Here is a 19,146-nt window from a genome sequence, read left to right on the forward strand (position 1 = left end):
TTGTCAATAATAAGCTATTTTTCCCGTCCTGTCAATCCCCGATTTTGATTTTTTCAAAATGCCGCCATTGGCATTTCTAATGCAATGGGGGAACTTTGTTCCCCCTTAACTACCCCATAGCAGGAAGCGCAGAAGATGTCAAGACCGCCGCAGGCGAGGCAGAGCCGATGTCTTGACATCTTCTGCGCTTCCTGCTACCACCTGCGGGATTTCCACAAAATTAAAGAGAATAAATCAAGTCATGCAGCACTATTTCCTCCGCCCTGCTCCTGATGCTGTTTGTTTTTTGAATCCAAAGCAGCCAGTCATCGGATTTTAGCTGCTCCGTCACACCCTCGTTTTTTGCCATCTGTCTTACAAGCCTGTCCATCATTTCATTACATTCCTCGTCAATCTCTGCAAGATGCTTCCATAAGGTTTCCGACAAAAGCATATAAGAATAAATGCCCCTGTGGTTTTCTTCCAAAAACCGCTTTCTCATTCTCCCATACTTCCCGATCTGATATTCTATTGTATCCGAAAGTTTGAGATCAGGGATTAGATAATCGCCTTCCCAATGATATGTAATCTCCATATACAACCGCCTTTCTTTGTGCTAAACTGTTTACAGATACGAATAAAAAGAGCTATCACCCACTTTCTTTACCACAACATCTGCAAGTTTCCATTCACCACAAATGAGCCAGCCGCATATGTTGTATTTTAGCAGATGCCCCATTTCCGCTAAAATACTGCGTTTGCCGAAAATGTTTACATCTACAGTTCACAACATATCACATCGTCCAGATAGCGGCACTTCATAAACAAATCGCTTGACTTCTGGGCTTCGGTCTGGGCGATGCCGCCCACATTCCGCATCTTGGTGTAAAGGTAAAGGTTCTTGTAAAAATGGCTCTCATCTATAAAGAGCCTGTCTATGCCCAATTCCTCGAAGTTTATCACGCTGTCTTTCCGTTTGGTGTCGTTGAGCTTGTCGAGCTTCGCCTTGATTGCTTTCCTCGTTTTCATGAACTGCTTGACTGTGAACTGCTCCCCGTGGGACGCCTGCACGTCGTCAATGCCACGCTCAATATCGTCAAGCTGCCGCATGAGCTGTTCCCTCTGGCGTTCCTCGCTGATGGGGATTTTCTCGAACTGCGAGTGACCGATAATCACCGCATCATACGCCCCTGTCGCAATCCTGCCGCAGAATTTTTTGCGGTTTCCCGTTTCAAAATCCCGCTTGGTCGTCACAAGGATATTGGCAGATGGATAGAGCCTTAAATACTCCGATGCCCACTGCCCGACAAGGTGGTTCGGCACGACAAACATGGATTTCTGGCATAGCCCCAGACGTTTGCTTTCCTGTGCGGCGGCGACCATCTCAAAGGTTTTTCCCGCCCCTACCTTGTGAGCAAGGAGCGTGTTGCCGCCGTATAGGATATGGGCAATCGCATTGACTTGATGCGGTCTTAGCTGAATTTCTGGGCTGATGCCGCCAAATGTGATATGGCTTCCATCATATTCACGGGGACGGATGGAATTAAAAGTATCATTGTAGTAGCGTACAAGCCTGTTCCTCCGCTCTGGGTCTTTCCAAATCCAGTCCTGAAACGCCTGCTTTATCACCTCCTGCTTTGCCTGTGCCGCCGTAGTTTCCTTATGGTTCAGCACCGCCTTTTTATTGTTGTGTTCATCATAAATATAATCGAAGATACGGGTGTCACGAAGATTCAGAGTGTCCTCTATGATGCGGTAGGCATTCGCCCGTTTTGTGCCGTAGGTGCTGTCTGCCTTTACATTTCCCACATCGGAACTCTTATTCTCAATGAACCAGTCGCCGTTCATCGGCGTATAGCGTACTTTCAATCTGCCCGCCGCATAGCTTGACGGTGTTAAAAGCTCCACCATAAACTGCTGTATATCTTCCTGCGGTATCCATGTCGTACCTAGACGGACGGAGATTTCACTTGCAGGCAAATCCTTTGGGATAACTTTTTCCAGAGCCGCCACATTGACCACAAGCTCTGGGTCTGCCTTTACCGCTATCTCTGCAATTTTCAGTTTCTCCCGCACATCTCCCGATAAATATTCGTCTGCGGTCACATACCTTGCAGGCTCAGAAGATGGAACTTTGAAGATAACGCCCTGTAAATTCTTTATAATTTCCTCCTGCGTCCTGCCTGTGAGCTGTGCCATATAGAATAAATCGACACGGGCTTTCTCCCCGATGGAGAGGGCAAGGGCTTCACTCGCCGTTTCCACAAAGGTCACTTCACGGTGGGGCTTTATCGTCCTCTTTGAGAATATATCCGCCTTTCTTTTGAATTTCCCCTCATCGTCAAGCACTTCAAGGGAGCATAAAAGGAAGTAGCTCTCGTCTGCCGCAAAAGCAAGGTAGTTCCCCCTGCTGTTGATTAAGCCGTACTTTTTTGTAAAGGCATCATATAATCGGTTTAGGTTTTCCTGCTCGGTCTGTATCATTTCCTCTGGATAATCGTCGGTCTGGTACTGGATGAGCTTTCTCACGCAGTCACGGATTCCCAATAATCCCTTAATGCGGTTCTCTGCGGTCATGGACACCTTTGCGGGGGTCATCTTGTTATTCTCTCGGAAGTAAACCCTGCCGTCCACAAGGGCAAAAGAGAAGTTCCGCACGTTCGGGTCGGCAGGAATATCCGCATCCTGCTCATCGGAGATTTCATCAATCCCAATGTCCTGCTCTGGGATTTCCCCGCTTATCTGCTGCATGGCATCATGGAGAAGCCCCGCAAGCGGCACATCGGGATAGGCTTTGCAGGCACTGTCCATGCCGAACCTTGTGCTTTCCATCTTCATTTCGCCAAGCACCATCTCTGGGTGGGATACAAAATAGCTGTTCATCGTGACGCCGTTTTCATCCGTGTCAAGATTTACCCACTCTGGCTCAATATCCATGATGCGGTCACGCTTTTGCAGGATAAGGATGTCGCTCGTGACCTCTGTGCCTGCGTTTGCCCGAAACGTATTGTCGGGAAGCCTTACCGCCCCTAAAAGCTCGGCTCTCTGTGCGATATACTTCCGCACCTCTGGGCTTGCCTTGTCCATCGTACCCTTAGAGGTAATAAACATCACAACGCCGCCTGCCCGCACTTTATCCAGAGCTTTTGCAATAAAATAGTCGTGGATTAAAAAATTCTGGGCGTTGTAACGGCTGTCGTTGACTTTAAACTCCCCGAACGGGATATTGCCAAGCACCACGTCAAAGTGGCTGTCTGGGAGCTTCGTGTCCTCAAATCCCTCAATAGCGATACTGGCTTTCTGGTAGAGCTGCTTTGCAATCCTGCCCGATATGGGGTCAATCTCAATGCCGTGCAGCTTTGATTTCTCCATGCTGTCGGGCAGAAGTCCTAAGAAATTCCCTGTGCCGCAGGACGGCTCCAAGATGTTCCCCTGCGAGAATCCCAGACGGTCAAGTGCTTCATACATTGCCTTGATAACGACGGGCGGCGTATAAAAAGCGGTCAGCGTGGATTCCATAGCGGCACGGTATTCCTCGTCGGAAAGTTCCGCTTTCAGCTCCTTGTATTCGTTTGCCCATGCCGCATTTTTTTCATCAAACGCCATAGACAGACCGCCCCATCCCACATACTTTGCAAGGGTTTCCTGTTCTTCGGGCGTGGCAAGGCGGTTTTCTATCTGAAGGTCGTGGAGAAGACGGATTGCTGCCATATTATTTCGGAACTTTTCTTTTGCACCGCCAACGCCTAACGCATCATCGGTAATACGGTAATTATAGCGGTCGGCAGAAACAGCAGGAGAAGCCGGGCTTGCCGTTGAAACTTCTGCTTTTTCTTCGGGCGGTAATTCTTCCTGTGACTGCTCCAAGAGCCTGCGGACATAGCCGATTTTCTCCACACGGTTTATCGGGAAGCCTGTGCTGTTCTGGAAAGTAATGTCACGCATGGAAACATCGCCGCTGATTTTACCGACGCTTTCTATTACATAACGGCGGTTGTCAATCACAAGCTCTTTGCCGATGAGGTCAGAATTATCCTGTGCAGGCAGAAGCCCTCTGTCTTGGCTCTGCGTAGGCTCGACCGCCTTTTCCGCTTTCGGGCGGTGGGAGTACAGAGCTTTTTCCGCTTCATCAAATGTGTCAAAGCCGCCTGCTGTCGTATTGGCAGTATCCCTTTGCTCATCATATCCGTATCGGTTGTAATATTTACCGTTAGGATACTGCATGATAACGACGGCTTCATCACCAGACAAGTATCTTGCTATGATAGGGCTTGCCGCTTCCTTATCCGCAACGGTTTTTCTGACCTTTAAAAGTCCTGCTTCGGCATCTTCCTCGGTGGGATAGGTCAGTACCATACCGTCCCCGTTGATATAATAATCCCCACGGCTGTTGTCCCAGATAGCATAAGCATCTTCGGGGTCTGGGAAAGCGTCGGAAGTCATCGTGACCTCAAACCGTTCCTCTGGCGGCTCGGTTTCCTGTTCTTTTGCAGCCTTTTCCTCAGCAGCTTCTGTTTCTTCGGGCTGTTCTTTATCCCCGCCTTTCCTGTTCCAGTCGGATTCGGTAGCCAAAATCTCGGCAAGGAGCTTTTCATCTTCTGCCGTCAGCTCGGTATGCTGCTCTAAGAACGGGAGAAACACATCCTGCCCGAAACGCAGGCTTTCCATCTTCTCCCGATAATAGTCCTCGCCCTGCCGTTTCCATTCTGGGATAAACGGACAGTTAGGGGAGAGGGAGTATTCATAAAAATTTCGGATATGGGCAATCAAATCTCCCTCGCCGTCCCCGATGTCAAACCGTCCCTCGTAATTAAATTCCTCCCCGCCGACAACTGCATGGATTTCAAAGTCGGTCTTTTTATACCAGCCCACGCCCTTACTCTCATCCAGTCTTTCATAATGCTGTTTTTCATCCAAAACGCCAAGCAGCCTGTTCCCAAGTGCAAAACTAAGTTCAGTAAATCGGTCATTCAGCTCCCTGTCATAAAAAGCGGGATGCTCGGAGAACCCGATGGAAAACATGATGCTGTCGGGCTTTTCCCCGGCAGTCGTTTCTGTTTTCTGTCTTTCGGTGATGACCGTTTTCAGATGGTCATTCGCAGGATTTTCACGGAGCTTTTCTTCAAAATCGGCTCGGCTGAACTCTTTGCCGAACAATGGGAACTCCGCATTTCGTAAAGAAACGGCGTTCTCATCAAAGGCGATGACCTCATATTTGTCCGCCCCGATATACACCACGTCGCCCTCGTGGTAGAGGTAACGTAGAGGGTGTAGCTCCGTAAGCTCCTGCGAGAAACGCCACGCATTGCTGCGGCTGTAAACGCTTGCCGTCTTTTTCTGCACGAGGGAGAGGAAGTCTAACAGCTCCTGCACGTTGTCGGGATGCTGCAATGCCTGTTCCATAAGGTCGGCGGGCATATCCGCAAAATCCCTGCATCCAATCACGCCCAACAAGTCTTTCTCATATCCGTCCAAGTCATGGATGAAGTCGGAGAGCCGCAGGGCGAGTGTATCCCTCTTGTCGGCAGGCGGAAGCTCACGCTTTTCCTCGATAAAACGCTGCCTTTTTAATTTCTTCTGGGTGTCAATTTCATACTGTGGGGCAGACACGCTTTCCAGATAGTCGGCATAGTGGTCTTTCTCTTTGGGATTGAGGTAGCGGTCATCCTTAACCAGCTCACGCAGCCGTTTTTCCGCTTTAGACCAGCTCAAAACAAGGTCGTGTTCGGTGGAAATGCCGTCACGGTCAATGGAGATGCCCGTGCCGCTGTACCACACATACCCCTCCGTGCCGTCTGAAAAATCAACAAAAAAACCGCCCGTGCCATATTCCCTTTTCAGAAAATCAATGTTATTCTTTTTATCTTCCTGCTTCTGGAACTGATGGTAGATGCGGTATTTACCATCCGCATAGCTGCTTCCTTTTACAAGGACGGCATCAATATCCTCCTGTGAAACGGCAAAAGCAGAGGATTTTTCGTCCTCTGCTTCCGCTATCATTTCAATCTGTTCATCTATGGTCGGGAGATTTGCGGCAACTTCTTCCTCATTGGCAATGCTGCCTTTATCATTTTCCCTCTGGTTCTCTGGCTCTGTTAATTGTAAATCAGTTCGCTCAATATGGCTTCCTCCGCCTGGCTGCGGATGCTGTTCATCATCCCTACCCACTGCATCGGTGCTTTCTCTTTCAGTTCCTCCGTCACTCCCTGCTCCCTGCAAAGCTGCTTCGTCAGAAGCTTCAGCCGATGCAATGCCGTCTGCTCGGTCTGGTGCAGGTGTGCGTTCAGCCTGCCCGATGTCAGCAGGTTGAGGTAGGTCACTCTTTTGTGGTTCTCCAGATAATCCCTGTGCATCAAAGCGTACCTGCCAAGCGGAAGCTCTGGCTCTGTCGGTAATGTTAGGTCGGGTATAAGATAGTCGCCGCTTTACTTTACTTAAGGATAATCCTTCGGGGAACTGCCATAAATGGCACATTCCCCATAGTTCCTGTATCTAATCAATCTTCCCGACAAAACGGTAATAAATCTCAATGTCCCATACCTTTTTGCCATTCTCATCTTTCCTCCACTGGTGGACCGCGATTTTTTCAATCAGCTCATTCAAAAGCGGGGCGGTAAGCTCGTCAATGGCGCTGTATTTTTGGATTAAGTCTACCCATCGTTTTGCGTCGTCCGTTTCCGCTTTGGCATCCTCAAGCCTTGCGGATACGGTCTTAATTGTTTCATCAAGCTGTTGCTGCTCCGTGCGGTATTTGACGGAGAGCATGGAATAGTTTTCTTCGTCAAGAAGCCCTTTTACCCTGTCCTCGTACATCTTCGCAAAGAGGTTGTTTAATTCCTGCCTGCGTTTCTGCACCTTTTTCAGTTCTTTTTCATCACGGGCATTCTCTGACTTCCGCTGTTTCTTGCTGCTCTGCAGCAGCCGTTCCAGAATGGCGTCCTCATTCTCCTTTACCGCCATCAGCCAGTATTGTAACCGTCCGAGGACAAAAGCATAGAGCAGATTGTATGTGATGAAATGCAGGGAACACGCTTCTTTCCCATGTGCGGAATACTGCGTGCAGCGGTAATACCTCGACTTGTTCTTTGTGTTTGCCGCCGATAAGCTCCACCCGCACTCGCCGCATTTGAGTAGCCCTGCGAATATCTGTGGCTCATCGTCCTTTCGGCTGCGTTTGCGGGAATTAATATGCCCCTGCACCAAATCCCATGTTTCACGGTCAACCAATGGCTCGTGGGTGTTCTCAATCCGCATCCAGTCCTCTTTCGGTCGCTTAATGTTCTTCTTTGACTTATAGGAGAGTTTCTGTATCTGGTAATGTACAGTGTTGCCAAGATAGATTTCATTTTGAAGGATTTTGCTTACGGTAACGATGTTCCAGAGGTATTTCTTTCCCTCTGGCTGACCTTCAAAAATGTTCGCCTTGTAGCCGTTCTTCTGCGACGCCCACCATGCGGGTATCGGGACTTTCTCGGTGGCAAGGGTACGGCAGATTTTGTTCGCCCCATATCCGTGCGCCGCAAGCGCGAAAATCCTCTCCACAATCCACTTCGTTTCCTCGTCAACGACAAGCCTGTTCTTCTCAGCAGGGTTAATTTTATAACCGATTGGCACGACAGGGGCGATGTATTCCCCATTTTTAAACTTGGCTTTCATCGCATTTTTCACCTTGCGGCTCGTTTCCTTTGCCTGCCATTCGTTGACGATGTTCTTGAATGGGGCGATGTCGTTGTCCTCTCTTATCGTGTCAACGCCGTCATGGATTGCGATATATCTTACGCCCTTGCTCGGAAAATAAAGTTCTGTGTACTGCCCTGTGAGGATGTAGTTCCTGCCAAGCCTTGACAAATCCTTTGTGACAACGCAGTTGATTTTCCCGTCCTCTATGTCCTCAATCATGCGTTTGAAACTCGGTCGCTCGAAATTTGTACCCGAAAATCCGTCGTCCACATACTCGTCTACGACTAAAAATCCCTGCTCATTTGCGTAATCCCTTAGTATCTGTTTCTGCGTGGAAATGCTTGCGCTCTCCCCTTCCAGCTCGTCATCACGGCTTAAACGCATATATAACGCTGTATTGTATTGCTGCTGTTTCACTTGTTTTAACCTCCTGTCCTTTGAAAACAGCCCGCCACAATACACTGCTTGCATGAATCTATTATAGCATGAGGCAGGCTGTTTTTCCATCGCCAGCGGCATTTATTATGCAGATTTTTTCCTCTCGCACCGCATGACGTTCTCCACAAGCCTTTCCACGGTCTGCTTTTTATCGCTGAAATGCTCGGTAAAACAGATAACGTCTTTGCCGCAAATAAAGAATGACTGGCCGTCTTTTTCTATGAAACAGCCCTGCGGGATTCCTTTTTCCTTTGGCTTTATTCCTGTCTGTATCATCCTGTCGAACAATTTAACCATTCAATCCCTACCTTTCCTTTAACCTGTTTTTACTCGATTTCTGCAATTCCTCCAATACTTTTGGCGGTATTTTTTTCAATAAGCGTTCCATCTGCTGATTGGTTCTCTGCAACTCAAATATCCTCTGGTTGGCTTTCTGTACCTTTAATTCCTGCTCGTACTTCTCATCACGCATACGCCCCGCATAGTCGGCTTCCTGCCCGATTCTCTCTTTTAGGCTGTCGATATGCGCCTGCTGTTTGCTAATTTCCTTAGAGAATTTCTCCACGTCTGGGAGCCATGCGGAAAGCAGTTCTAACGCCTTATCCCTTTTCCTGCCTGCATTAAAGGCGTTGATGTCGGAGAGGGCAGACACGATTTCCGCATACTGTTTATCCAGCCTGCCGCCCAACTTGTAGAGCCATGTGGGGATGTGTTTCCGCTTCGTTTCCATTGAGGACTGCCCCCGTTCAAGCTGATTCCACCGTGCGGACATACGCTCATGGTAGGCGGTCTGCCACTCGGACAGGCTCTTTTGGTTGCCTAAAATAGACTTCGCTGACAGCTTGTTGTCTGGCGTAAGCGGCACAAAGCATAGATGCATATGGGGCGTCCTCTCGTCCATGTGGATGACTGCGGAGAGGATATTTTTCTCTCCCACACGCTCCGAAATGAAGTCAAGAGCCGTCTGGAAATAGGCTTTTTGTTCTTCGGGCGGTAACTGGTTCATAAATTCGGGCGAAGCGGTGATGAGCGTTTCCACCATCATCACGCTGTCTTTCCTTACCTTACAGCTCGCTTCTTTTACCATTCGGTTTATCTCTTTCTTGTAGGTGTAGCGGGGCGGCTTCACAAGATGGTAATTATCTTTGGAGCGTCCCACGTCAATGTCTGGATTGCTTTTATAGGCTTCTTTCTTCCGCTCGTTGTGGCGTTCACAAGCCGCAACGCCGCCTGCCTTGCGTTTCTGGAAACGCAGGATTGCATAGGGCATAGTCAATCTTCCTTTCTTCGGCGGGTAATCTCCCAAAAGGTGACGGTAGTGACGATGGTGACGGTGTTTTAGGGATACCCCCTATCGCCAGTCATAACCGTCACTGTCACGCCAACATTCTTCCATCCGAAGCCGCAAGGCGCAGGATGGGCAGGGCGTATGCCCTGCTTTCAGGGAGTCCAGAGGGAACGTCTGGCACACGACTTTGCGGAGCAAAGTGTAGTGTGTTACACCCTGTAAACGCAGTCGGAAAAATCAGTAGATTTTTCTGACCGCAGGGGTGGCTTTACGAGCCGAAAAGGGCGAGTAATGCCCACGCCTGCACTTTGCGTTTACGGGGTGTTCTCCCGTAGGGCAGAACCGCCGATTTTACATACATTTGCCATGACAGCGACAGCAACAGGGGGTATCCCAAAAACACCGTCACGACCGTCACTGACCGTCACGCATAAGCCAGAGCCGCCGTTTTCACATACTTCTTAGGTGACAGTGACAGCGGCAGGGGGTATCCCAAAAACACCGTCACCATCGTCACCACCGTCACCGTCCGTACCCTCCTGCCTTGCAAGGGAAATCAGCCTGTGGCTATTCTTGCGGCAGAAATCATAGCGGATATGGTTTTCAAGGAGAAAATCAAGGCGGTACTCGTTCATCCATTTTGTCAAGACATTCGCCGCTGTCCCTGTTTCCCCTAAAGCGTCCAGTAATTCCGTTGCCGTTCCAGTCCATCCCTCCCTGCCCTGCATGAAATCCACCAGCCGAAAAAGAATGTCTGGTATCGCTTCTCTGGCAAGCTGTTCCTGCTCCTTACGCTCCACCAGTTCCCAACTGCAATCATGGAAGCGGAGCGTAAACTCCTGATAGGGCGTGTCCCTGCCCGTCACATACAGCTTTGCGGCATTAGACGCACGGCTTTCCTGTTCCAAAACAAAGGTAGCGTCCGCACTCCCCGTCAATCCCGTCGTGCCAGACACTTTATTGAACACGTCGCTGTCGTTCTGCTTTCGGATGTGGTGTACGACAATGACCGCAAGAGAGTGCCTGTCAGCAAAGTCTTTGATAAGGGAGATGTCCCCGTAATCGCTGGCATAGGCGTTGTCTTTGGATGCGGTGCGGACTTTCTGCAAGGTGTCAATGACAATAAGCCTGCTGTCGGGGTATTCTTTCAGATAATCCTCCAACTGCACGATAAGACCGTCCGACAGCTTATCGCTCGCCACTGCAAAGTGGAGCCGCCCGCTTGCTTCGTCCGTCAAGCGGAACAGCCTGTCTTGGATGCGGCAGAACGTGTCCTCAAGGCAGAGGTAAAGCACATCGCCCTCCTGTGTCGGCATATCCCACAAGGGGATTCCCTGCGACACGCAGAGGCAGAGCTTTAACATGAGCCAGCTTTTGCCGATTTTCTGTGAGCCGCAGAACAGGGTTAAGCCTGTGGGTATCAGACCGTCCACCACAAAGGACGGCTTTTCAAGCGGCTCATAGAGGAGCGTGTCTGCATTGACTGTCTGAAGCTTCTGCATGGGATTCCTCCTTTCGGGCGGTGTCTTTGGTTTTGTTGCACATAGATGTGACCTCCTTAAAATAGATTTACTCCCACGAAAAAGAGTGAGAGTATGTAATGCCACCAGTCCTACGCCGATAAAAAACGGATTTCTTTTTCGGATGGTGACGGTCACGGTTGGAGATACTTCCTCATTTCTGCCTTAACCTTCTCCCTTGCAACCGAAACAGACTTCTGGACAGCGGAAGCGGTGCAATGCTCCATCTCGCCAATCTGATAAAAATTGAAATCATACTCGTAATAAAGCAGGAAACGCCGCCTTTGTATCTCTGGCAGTCGGGCAACCGATTTGTAAAACAATTCATTCCGTTCTTTTTCAATCATGCTTTCATCAAGCGTCTTAGGCACTCGCAATGCCCGTCTGCAAAGCGTTTCGTCCCATACCTCGTTAAACTCCCTGTGCCGCTGGTTCCATTGCTGAAGGTTTCTGTTCCTGCGCTCCATCTGCCGAAATTCAATGAATAATTGTTCAGACACTTCCAGTTCGTGGTGTTCCCCCTGCCCGTCCTTAAAGCTGATAAAATACCTTTTGCCGCTTTCCGTGGATTCCTCCCGAAGCGTGTATGTCTTTGCCCCGTATGCCATTTCCTTTCCTCCCGAAAAATTGAGCGGGAGGATTGCCCTCCCACCCAATAGCCCATGGAAATGGTTAAATTTCCCCGAAAGGATAAAAAATAGGCTTCAATTTTTTACGGAGCCGTTCCAGGCGTTTGTAGACTGCCCTTTCGGTAAGCCCTGCCATTGCCGCAATCTCCCTTGTGGAATACCCCTGCATTTTCAGCAGGAGAATGAGCAGGGTATGCTTGTCCACCGTAAGAAGTGCTTGATACAACTTTTCGTCCTCAATCTCGTCCAGCAAGTCCGCAACGGTATTCGGCTCTGCCTGCTGTTCGTTGCCCGCTATTCCCTCAAGGTATTCTCCAAAATCGCTTGTCCATCGGTAAAACCGCCTGTTGGAATTAAAGTCCGCCCTATCCTCCATGCGGATTTGCTCAATGACCGCTTCATCAACGCCATGCTCACGCAGCATTTTTTCCTCAGCCTCTTTCCAGATGCGCCATTTCCTGTCCTCACGTCCGTGGTTATATGCCATTCCTTATTCCCTCCAATCCGAATTGAGCAGGCTTCTGCCTGCGATGCTTCTTGACTGTTAGGTCAAGAAGATTGCTATTGAACTAATCCAGATTGGAAAGGCGGCGAACGACAGCCAACAGCGGAAACAGCCCTGCGGCACATTCCGATAAAAAACGACAAAAGAATAACCGCAAAGGTTCTGTGACCTCTGCGGTTATAGGAGATACATATTCTGTTATGCGGAGATTCTACTTCTTGTTTCATGGCAAGAAGCAGCGTTGCATGATTCGGGATAATTTTTTTAACTGGTTTCCTACCAATCCCCGATATGCTATGTATAAGTCAATTCTGCGTTGCATGAGCAGATGGATAACTGCCCGAAAAAAGGACATAAAAAAATCCCTCCAAACTTCAAAACAGGTCTGGAGAGTGTCTGTTAAGTCTTTTCGGGCATAGCAATACCGCCCACCAAAACACCGTTTTTTTATATGGTGGGCGTTTGCCTTAAAACCCTATGAAATAAAATAGAGCCAACGAACTGTAATTGTAAATATACAAGTTCATTGGCTCTGCGTCTATGCGTCTGGCTCTGTGATGACTGTAATCTGTAAATTCTTTACTTCAATCAATGTTTCCTGCCTGCATTTCGGACAGTAAAGGGGAAAGTTTTTCAACTCTGTATCTGCTCGTATTTTCAACCTTGTTTTATTTTCACAGACAGGGCAATGTATCCATTCTGTTATCTTCATTTTTTATTACCTCATTATTTCTTATGGTGCAAACATAGCAAGTTGCATTACAAACCTTATAGGCAATGTAGGATATTTCATTTGATTAAAATCTCCAACAAAAAATAACTCTTTGTTTGGATAGTAAAATGCAAATGAGCCTGTTGAGCCGCTATGTCCTATCAAATCACCTTGTCCCAAAAAGGAAGTGGAAAATCCGCCCATTTTTACTCTCATATATCCGCTTCCATAATAAATAGGAAACATAGATAGTTGTAATTTTTTATACAGTTTTAAATCAAGAATTTTTTTGTCAAAAAGCCATCCATGAAAAAACGCCTGTATAAATATCATTAAATCTCTTGCAGAGGTAATACAGCCGCCACTCGCTTTACTACACACTATGAATTGCGGTCTATACAACTGCTTATCCCCATAGTAAACCATAGGTATGTATTCTTTTTCCGAAACAGGCAGATAAGTCCTCGTCATATTTAATTTTGAAAATATGTATTTTTCAAACACCCTTTCTAATGAACATTCTGTGACTTTTTCAATAATATCGCCCAGTATATTATAGTTAATATCTGCATAGTGGGCGTTATTTTTGTAATTAGGAGGAAAATGAGCATCTTTTTCTTTTGTTAACGCAATATTTTTGTCAAAAGTAATAAATGTATCGGAAATTATAGCTTGTTTTTTGACGCTGTTTTTTCCCTCCTCATATATATCTGCCAATCCGCTTGTTTGGTAGAGTAAATCTGATACTTTCAATTCACAAGAATAATCTTTACCTTTATAAACGTGCAATCCCTTTAGATAAGCAGGTTCATAAAAATTTAGCAGATTATCATTCAATGTCATATAACCTTGTTGAATAAGAATAAAAATACATGCAGCAGTAAACATTTTTGTTATACTTGCCGCTATTATTGGACTATCTATATCTTTTTTTCCATAAGCTTTTGAGAATATAGTTTCCCCAGTTCCTTTTTCAATTAGGATTATGCTTTCATAAATCTTTTTTGACTGAATATATTTATCAAATAAATCATCATAATTTTTCGTTTTCATAGCATCACATGTTATATATTTCCGTTCACCTTTCCATAATTCTTTTAATCACCTAAAGAATAAATGTGTTGTACTATTTGGTACGGCTGACTATCATATCCATAAGCCAATCTATCTTTGGCAATGGCGTGCTGGGGATTCTGACTTTTTCCTGTGCAATTCCTTGTACGGCACCCAAAACAGCGACACATAGCGAATGGGGATTTCCCTCACGAAACTCGCCACGTTGTTGCCCCTCTAAAATAACAGGAACCCATTGCTTATAAATATCTGTTGATTCTAAAAGCGACGTTATCTCCTTTTCATTAACTACTGTGTACTGCACATTATCCATAAACACAAACATTTTTGCAAAGAAAGAATTGTTTTCTAACTGCTCAAACGTATTTTTAATAATTTCAAAAGGTAATTGCGAGGTGAGTTCATTGCCATTTTTGTATTGATTTTCATTTCTTGAATGCCAATCTTTATTAATTCAAGATAAATACTATCTTTATTACTGAAATAGTGAAATAACAAGCCAGAGCTTACACCAGCTTGTCTTGCAATTTCGCGAGTACTTGTACCGTAATAACCCTTTTCTATAAATACATCTAACGCAACTCGTAAGAGTTGTTTTTTTCTTTCATCTCCTTTTTCCATGATGAACCTCCCATTTTAAAAATTAAGCATATGCTCAATTATATACTGTTGTCTGCCAACTGTCAACAAATCGAATAAAACTATCACTTCTTCTTTTCATAGAGTCCCTCCAAACATAAAACTCTGGTCTGGAGGGAATTCAATTAATTATATAGGCATAAGAAATCACCCACCAAATCAACCGTTTTTTTATTTGGTGGATTTAACGCAATATAGGTACAACATGTGCTATCGCTCTTTATCGTTTACCTGCTTTCTTTGCAACATATTTTTTGTTTCTGATTCTTGTCAAACTGGTACTCTGTAACATTCATAAAGTCATTATTTAAAACATAATAAACCCGATTCTCTTTTACAGAATATACAAAAGAAACCCGTGTTGCCCAAAGTCCCTCTTGTCTTACTAATTTTAATATGCTGAATGCATCAGCGACCGAAAATTTTTCATTCTGCTTTTTTAACTGCTTATCAGCCCTCTCAAATCTGTCATCTCCAGATACAATGTAAGGTCGGGTTATTTCAGGATTTAATACCGAATAGTTGGTAATCAGAGAATATTTTGTATGCTCGAAACGGTATCCTATCCCTGGCTCAATAATAAGGACACGTCCGTTCTTATCAGAAAGCATAGCCTGCATGGTGGCATCTTTTGCATATACAATTTTTTTGCTTTGGACAATATTGAGTGCATCGTCAAATAAAATTTCACCTTTAATATAGCTTTCTGTTAAATCGGCAACTGTAATATACTCCTCACCGTCGCAATATTCACCGTTCTTATTTCCATTCACATAAAGTAAAGTCCCGACATTCCCGTTTCTATTGATTCCATGAAAAGAGTGATATTGATTATCTGGCATTTTAATGCCAATAAAAAACCTGTCCTTTTCTGCAATAACTGTATGCGTCCATACAGAAAGGTCAATGTCAAAATTAAATCCGACAACTGTATTATCTCCGTTATAAACAAATCTTGTACACATATTTAACCCTCCATAAGCTCCTTGATACATCCCGACTGTATAGCCGCTATATTTCGGGCGATTTTTTCATTTGGCCAGTCCCACCATTCGATACAAAGCAAATCAGAAATAACATCTTCATCAAAGCGTTTTTTAATTGGCTTTGCTGGAACGCCTCCTACAATGGTATATGGCGGCACGTCTTTTGTGACAACGGCACGAGCGCCAATAATAGCACCATCGCCAATCGTAACTCCTGCTAAGATAACAGCTTCAAAGCCAATCCATACGTCATTGCCGATTATTATGTTTCCCTTATTATCCCAACTCTTCGCCACATTCTTTTTATCCAATCCCCATTCTTCAAAAAAGAGCGGAAAAGGGTATGTGCTTAATGAAGCCAATGTATGATTCGCACTGTTGAAAAGAAATTTTGCACCGCAGGCAATGGAACAAAACTTTCCGATTATGAGCTTGTCATGATTGATTGGATAATGATACAATACGTTATTTTTTTCAAATCTCGTAGGGTCATTTAAAAAATCGTTATACATCGTATAATCGCCTACTTCAATATTGGGATTTGTAATCACATTTTTAAGATAAACTGTCTGCATATCTCCTGTACGTGGATATATTTTCTTTGAATCAGCCATTTTTAAACCCTCCTGTCGGCCATGTATGAAATAATTTTATTCATCTGCTGTGTTATTTTCAATACACCAAACATTACAGACGTAATGTGTAAAAAAGAGAGCCGCTTTTCTTTAAGCAGCTCCCAATCATTATTTTTGATATATTATTTTTCTAATAGCATAAACCGAAAGATGGTAAAAATCTGCAAGATTCTCCATAGATATGCCTAGCTTATAATCCGATATAATCTTTTTATTACGGTCTTCAAGCTCTTTTCGGTAGCCAGATAATTCTCCCCAAGATTTATGCTGTTCCGTTTTTGCAGGAATATAGATATAACCTGCCTGCATATACTTTTGCAATTCTTCAACCAGCCTGACAGGGAGAATTTCATTTGCATTTATATATTTCATATGCGGCTTCCTCCTTGATTTCCTTAAGAATCGCCATATGGCATATAGGTATCCTTTAGGATTGATTCAGTCAAGCAGCAAAGCCAGCAATATATGTTAGCGACTAATATTTACTCCATGCAAGCGTCGCTTATACTGGCTTTGCATGGAGCCAAGCTTTATTCTTTCTTTTCTTGTTTATGCACATAAATATCACCACCAGTGTTCTTTTTAATTACCAGAAGAAATTATACCATAGAGGTTTGGACAAATCAAGAAATGCCACATTGTCTTTTGCATACAGAGGACGAATTAAAATTTACAAATTTTATAATCAGCACATCCAAAAACAAACGACAGAGCTTTTCATGCCCTGCCGCCTTGTCACTTATGCGTAAATGATTTCCTCGTTCACAATCTCCCTCGCACACGCTCTTACATTATTCATTCTTCCTGTCCATTCTAAGGCGTTTTCTTCCTTTAGGCGTTCCGTTATGCCCTGTACCTGCTTCATGCCCTCTATGAGCCGTTCAAAGCGTTCCTGCGCCTGCCTGTTAATGTCGGCAAGGTATGTATTCAGCTTGCCGCTTGTGAGAAGATTAGTGTATGTGACCTTTTGGTACTGCTTCAGATAGTCCAGATGTCGCTGTCCCCATGTGCCTATCGGCTGTTCTTCCTCAGTGGGTAATCTTAAATCTGGAATCAGATACCCATTTTCTTCGTGATATGTGCCGCCTAACTGTTCAAATATTGACTTCATATGCAAAAACTCCTTTTCTGTATGGTTTGGTTTCTGCGGGGTATCTGCAAGCAATGTATCAGCAGGCTATATGTATATATTATCTTTAAATTAAGTAATCCCCCTGTTTCGTGTAAGTGATTTCGCTCATTGTATTCGCTCCTTTCGGGTTGTTTCCTGCCTTTATCATACTGGCTTGCGATATTTCTTGCAAATGTGCGGTTCTGCCGCTTCGCTTCGATTTGCACATTTCGGAGTGTCGCAGAGATTTCCCGCAACGCCATCTCGGAAATGTCGCTTGTGGCGATGCCGATGGCGTTAAGGGTGGCAGGCGTGTTGAAATTCGTAATGTCAGCAAAATCCTCACGCTCAAAATAGCCATCCGCATCCAGTCCACAACGGCTCAAAAGCATATAAGCGACGCTGTTTGCCGCCAGACGTTTATAAATCACTTCTATATTAAAGCCGTCCAGTTCCTCTAAGAAACTGTCTTTCGTACAATCTTTAAGCTGTGAAAGGTAATCGGGTAAATTGTCCTCCACGGCGATTTCCGCCGTTCCCATTAAAAAGGTGGCAAGGTCGCCGCCCTCCGTGCCGCCGAACCTGTCCGCAAGCCGTTCCATGACGGGCTGCTCGTACCGCTTATCCATCTGCCATATCGGGACGGGTCGGCTGCCATAATAGCCCTCATGAGTGTCGGAAACGTCAAAATAATATTTCAGCGTGTTCCTGCGTCCTTTCGGGTCAAAGACTGCAATCCCTTTGCTGTCCTTGTTCACCCAACGCTTAAAGAGCCTGTTCCATGTGCCAATCTCGGCAACTGCCGTAGCGTCTGGGCGTTGGGCATAAATTAAGAGCTGCTCGTCAAAGCGGCACTTGTAATTGCGGCAGGCAGAGGATAAAAAGCCCTGCCACGCCTGCGGGTTTCTCGTGACGTCCCTCCCCGTGCGGCGGTACAACTCCGTGATAAGCTGGTACTTTGCAGCCATAGGCTCACACCTCCTTATCGTTCTAAATCCTTGTTTTTTTGCTTCTTATCGTATTCCCCGCACCTTTCGGCGATTTCGGAATACATCTTTTCCCGCATCTCACGCTCATAGGCTCGGTATTCCTTAGCCTTTTCCGTGGGCTTATACCAAACGCTTTTCTGGTCAGCTTCGTCCATCTGCCCATAGCGGTCGTCTATTTTATCCATATATTTCTGGTAGACGGCACGGGCGGCGGGGGTGTCCTTTGCGTATCGGTAGCGGTCAAGGCTTTTATGCGAGCCACGAAGCTCGGCATACTCATAGAGCATACGGATAACCTCACGGTCAAGCCCTTTCTGCCCCTCAGCGGCATAGATTTCCGACAAGCCCTTGCACCTCCATGAATGGTAGGGAGAAGTGTCATTCGAGCTGTGAGAGGACAGATAAACGCCGTCTTTCTTTACTGTGATACGGTTGATAAGCTCGGTACTCACTTCTTACCACCACCCGATAAAACAATCTGTTCCATAAAATATCAATCCTCCTGTTGTCCATGCCCCGCCTTTAGGCAGGGGCATAGCTGATTTTGTTTCGTTCCATCCTCTGTGCAAACTCCCGAACGGCGTATCTTACGCCGTCAATCTCTGCATGGGTTTCATCTAAATAATGGCAGACTGCAAAATAATCCTCCCCATTCCCATAAAGCATACGGATAATGTCGCCATCGGGGACAGAAAAAAGCATCCTGCCTACGCTGTCCGTCATGCAGATTTTTTGTCCTCCGCTCATTCCGTGCCACCTCCCAGAAATGAGATGACCTTGTTTCCTTTGATGCTCTTTTGCAGCTCATTGATGAGCGTGATTTCGGCTACGGTAATCCCCTGCATGGAGGGAATGTCGTCCATCGTCATTGCAGCAATGGCTTTTTCTTCGGTAAAGCCTGCATCCAAAACCTTGTTTAAGGCTCTGACGGCTTTGGGGTTGACTGGCATATCTCAATCCT

The 19,146-nt window shown here is 45.8% G+C and carries 20 protein-coding genes and 3 pseudogenes; all 23 read right to left on the minus strand.

The features are described 5' to 3' along the window. Window positions 1-53: 53 nt before the first annotated feature. The 23 genes and pseudogenes from GN277_RS30925 to GN277_RS14615 all read right to left on the minus strand — a co-directional run bounded on the left by GN277_RS30925 (window position 54) and on the right by GN277_RS14615 (window position 19,135). The gene (locus GN277_RS30925; RefSeq protein ID WP_022742021.1) at window positions 54-179 is read right to left on the minus strand and encodes a hypothetical protein; all 126 of its coding nucleotides are present in this window, start codon (window positions 177-179) and stop codon (window positions 54-56) included. Window positions 180-220: 41 nt separating this feature from the next. Beyond that, window positions 221-574, minus strand: coding sequence for a TnpV protein (locus GN277_RS14520; protein ID WP_016227180.1), 354 nt, complete (start codon window positions 572-574; stop codon window positions 221-223). A gap of 182 nt (window positions 575-756) precedes the next feature. Further along, window positions 757-4,017: pseudogene (locus GN277_RS32150) on the minus strand (Eco57I restriction-modification methylase domain-containing protein); the annotation flags it as partial. A 741-nt stretch (window positions 4,018-4,758) separates the two neighbouring features. After that, window positions 4,759-5,979, minus strand: a pseudogene (locus tag GN277_RS32155) (LPD25 domain-containing protein); the annotation flags it as partial. A gap of 95 nt (window positions 5,980-6,074) precedes the next feature. Beyond that, the gene (locus GN277_RS30255) at window positions 6,075-6,389 is read right to left on the minus strand and encodes a TnpV protein (protein WP_244324975.1); all 315 of its coding nucleotides are present in this window, start codon (window positions 6,387-6,389) and stop codon (window positions 6,075-6,077) included. Window positions 6,390-6,471: 82 nt separating this feature from the next. Continuing rightward, a complete protein-coding gene (locus GN277_RS14530; RefSeq protein WP_159751675.1) occupies window positions 6,472-8,076 on the minus strand; it encodes a recombinase family protein in 1,605 nt (534 codons plus the stop codon). A gap of 105 nt (window positions 8,077-8,181) precedes the next feature. Further along, entirely contained in the window at window positions 8,182-8,394 is a 213-nt protein-coding gene (locus tag GN277_RS14535) for a hypothetical protein (protein WP_159751676.1), read from the minus strand. Window positions 8,395-8,401: 7 nt separating this feature from the next. Continuing rightward, window positions 8,402-9,367, minus strand: coding sequence for a MobV family relaxase (gene mobV / locus GN277_RS14540; RefSeq protein WP_159751677.1), 966 nt, complete (start codon window positions 9,365-9,367; stop codon window positions 8,402-8,404). A gap of 479 nt (window positions 9,368-9,846) precedes the next feature. Beyond that, window positions 9,847-10,887: an AAA family ATPase gene (locus GN277_RS14545; RefSeq protein ID WP_159751678.1), complete on the minus strand. Its 1,041-nt coding sequence runs from the start codon at window positions 10,885-10,887 to the stop codon at window positions 9,847-9,849. Between the two features lie 152 nt (window positions 10,888-11,039). Then, the gene (locus tag GN277_RS14550) at window positions 11,040-11,513 is read right to left on the minus strand and encodes an RNA polymerase sigma factor (RefSeq protein ID WP_159751679.1); all 474 of its coding nucleotides are present in this window, start codon (window positions 11,511-11,513) and stop codon (window positions 11,040-11,042) included. A gap of 64 nt (window positions 11,514-11,577) precedes the next feature. After that, window positions 11,578-12,021: a sigma factor-like helix-turn-helix DNA-binding protein gene (locus GN277_RS14555; protein ID WP_159751680.1), complete on the minus strand. Its 444-nt coding sequence runs from the start codon at window positions 12,019-12,021 to the stop codon at window positions 11,578-11,580. 556 nt (window positions 12,022-12,577) lie between these two features. Further along, window positions 12,578-12,751 carry a cysteine-rich KTR domain-containing protein gene (locus GN277_RS14560; RefSeq protein ID WP_159751681.1) on the minus strand — a complete coding sequence of 58 codons (174 nt, stop codon included), beginning with the start codon at window positions 12,749-12,751 and terminating at the stop codon, window positions 12,578-12,580. Window positions 12,752-12,772: 21 nt separating this feature from the next. Further along, window positions 12,773-13,804, minus strand: a complete 1,032-nt coding sequence (locus tag GN277_RS14565) for a serine hydrolase domain-containing protein (protein ID WP_159751682.1) — start codon at window positions 13,802-13,804, stop codon at window positions 12,773-12,775. Window positions 13,805-13,877: 73 nt separating this feature from the next. Further along, the gene (locus GN277_RS14570) at window positions 13,878-14,138 is read right to left on the minus strand and encodes a hypothetical protein (protein WP_159751683.1); all 261 of its coding nucleotides are present in this window, start codon (window positions 14,136-14,138) and stop codon (window positions 13,878-13,880) included. A gap of 35 nt (window positions 14,139-14,173) precedes the next feature. Next, window positions 14,174-14,446, minus strand: coding sequence for a TetR/AcrR family transcriptional regulator (locus GN277_RS14575; protein WP_159751684.1), 273 nt, complete (start codon window positions 14,444-14,446; stop codon window positions 14,174-14,176). Window positions 14,447-14,691: 245 nt separating this feature from the next. After that, on the minus strand, window positions 14,692-15,459 hold the full coding sequence (locus GN277_RS14580; protein ID WP_330587280.1) for a conjugal transfer protein: 768 nt from the start codon (window positions 15,457-15,459) through the stop codon (window positions 14,692-14,694). Beyond that, complete coding sequence (locus GN277_RS14585; protein WP_159751685.1) at window positions 15,432-16,064, minus strand: CatB-related O-acetyltransferase; 633 nt, start codon at window positions 16,062-16,064, stop codon at window positions 15,432-15,434. Before GN277_RS14585 ends, GN277_RS14580 begins: the two co-directional genes overlap by 28 nt. Before the next feature lie 129 nt (window positions 16,065-16,193). Next, on the minus strand, window positions 16,194-16,457 hold the full coding sequence (locus tag GN277_RS14590; protein ID WP_159751686.1) for a CD3324 family protein: 264 nt from the start codon (window positions 16,455-16,457) through the stop codon (window positions 16,194-16,196). Between the two features lie 367 nt (window positions 16,458-16,824). Beyond that, a complete protein-coding gene (locus GN277_RS14595) occupies window positions 16,825-17,196 on the minus strand; it encodes a TnpV protein (protein WP_159751687.1) in 372 nt (123 codons plus the stop codon). A 95-nt stretch (window positions 17,197-17,291) separates the two neighbouring features. Continuing rightward, window positions 17,292-18,164 (minus strand): annotated as a pseudogene (locus GN277_RS14600) (LPD25 domain-containing protein); the annotation flags it as partial. A gap of 14 nt (window positions 18,165-18,178) precedes the next feature. Further along, the gene (locus tag GN277_RS14605; protein ID WP_159751688.1) at window positions 18,179-18,637 is read right to left on the minus strand and encodes a DUF3435 domain-containing protein; all 459 of its coding nucleotides are present in this window, start codon (window positions 18,635-18,637) and stop codon (window positions 18,179-18,181) included. A gap of 70 nt (window positions 18,638-18,707) precedes the next feature. Then, window positions 18,708-18,932, minus strand: a complete 225-nt coding sequence (locus tag GN277_RS14610) for a hypothetical protein (protein ID WP_159751689.1) — start codon at window positions 18,930-18,932, stop codon at window positions 18,708-18,710. Then, window positions 18,929-19,135 (minus strand): hypothetical protein, encoded by a 207-nt coding sequence (locus GN277_RS14615; RefSeq protein WP_159751690.1) that lies wholly within the window; start codon window positions 19,133-19,135, stop codon window positions 18,929-18,931. The genes GN277_RS14610 and GN277_RS14615 overlap by 4 nt, the downstream gene beginning before the upstream one ends. Between the last annotated feature and the right edge of the window lie 11 nt (window positions 19,136-19,146).

Source organism: Sporofaciens musculi (genome assembly GCF_009830285.1).
GTDB classification, from domain to species: Bacteria; Bacillota; Clostridia; order Lachnospirales; family Lachnospiraceae; genus Sporofaciens; species Sporofaciens musculi.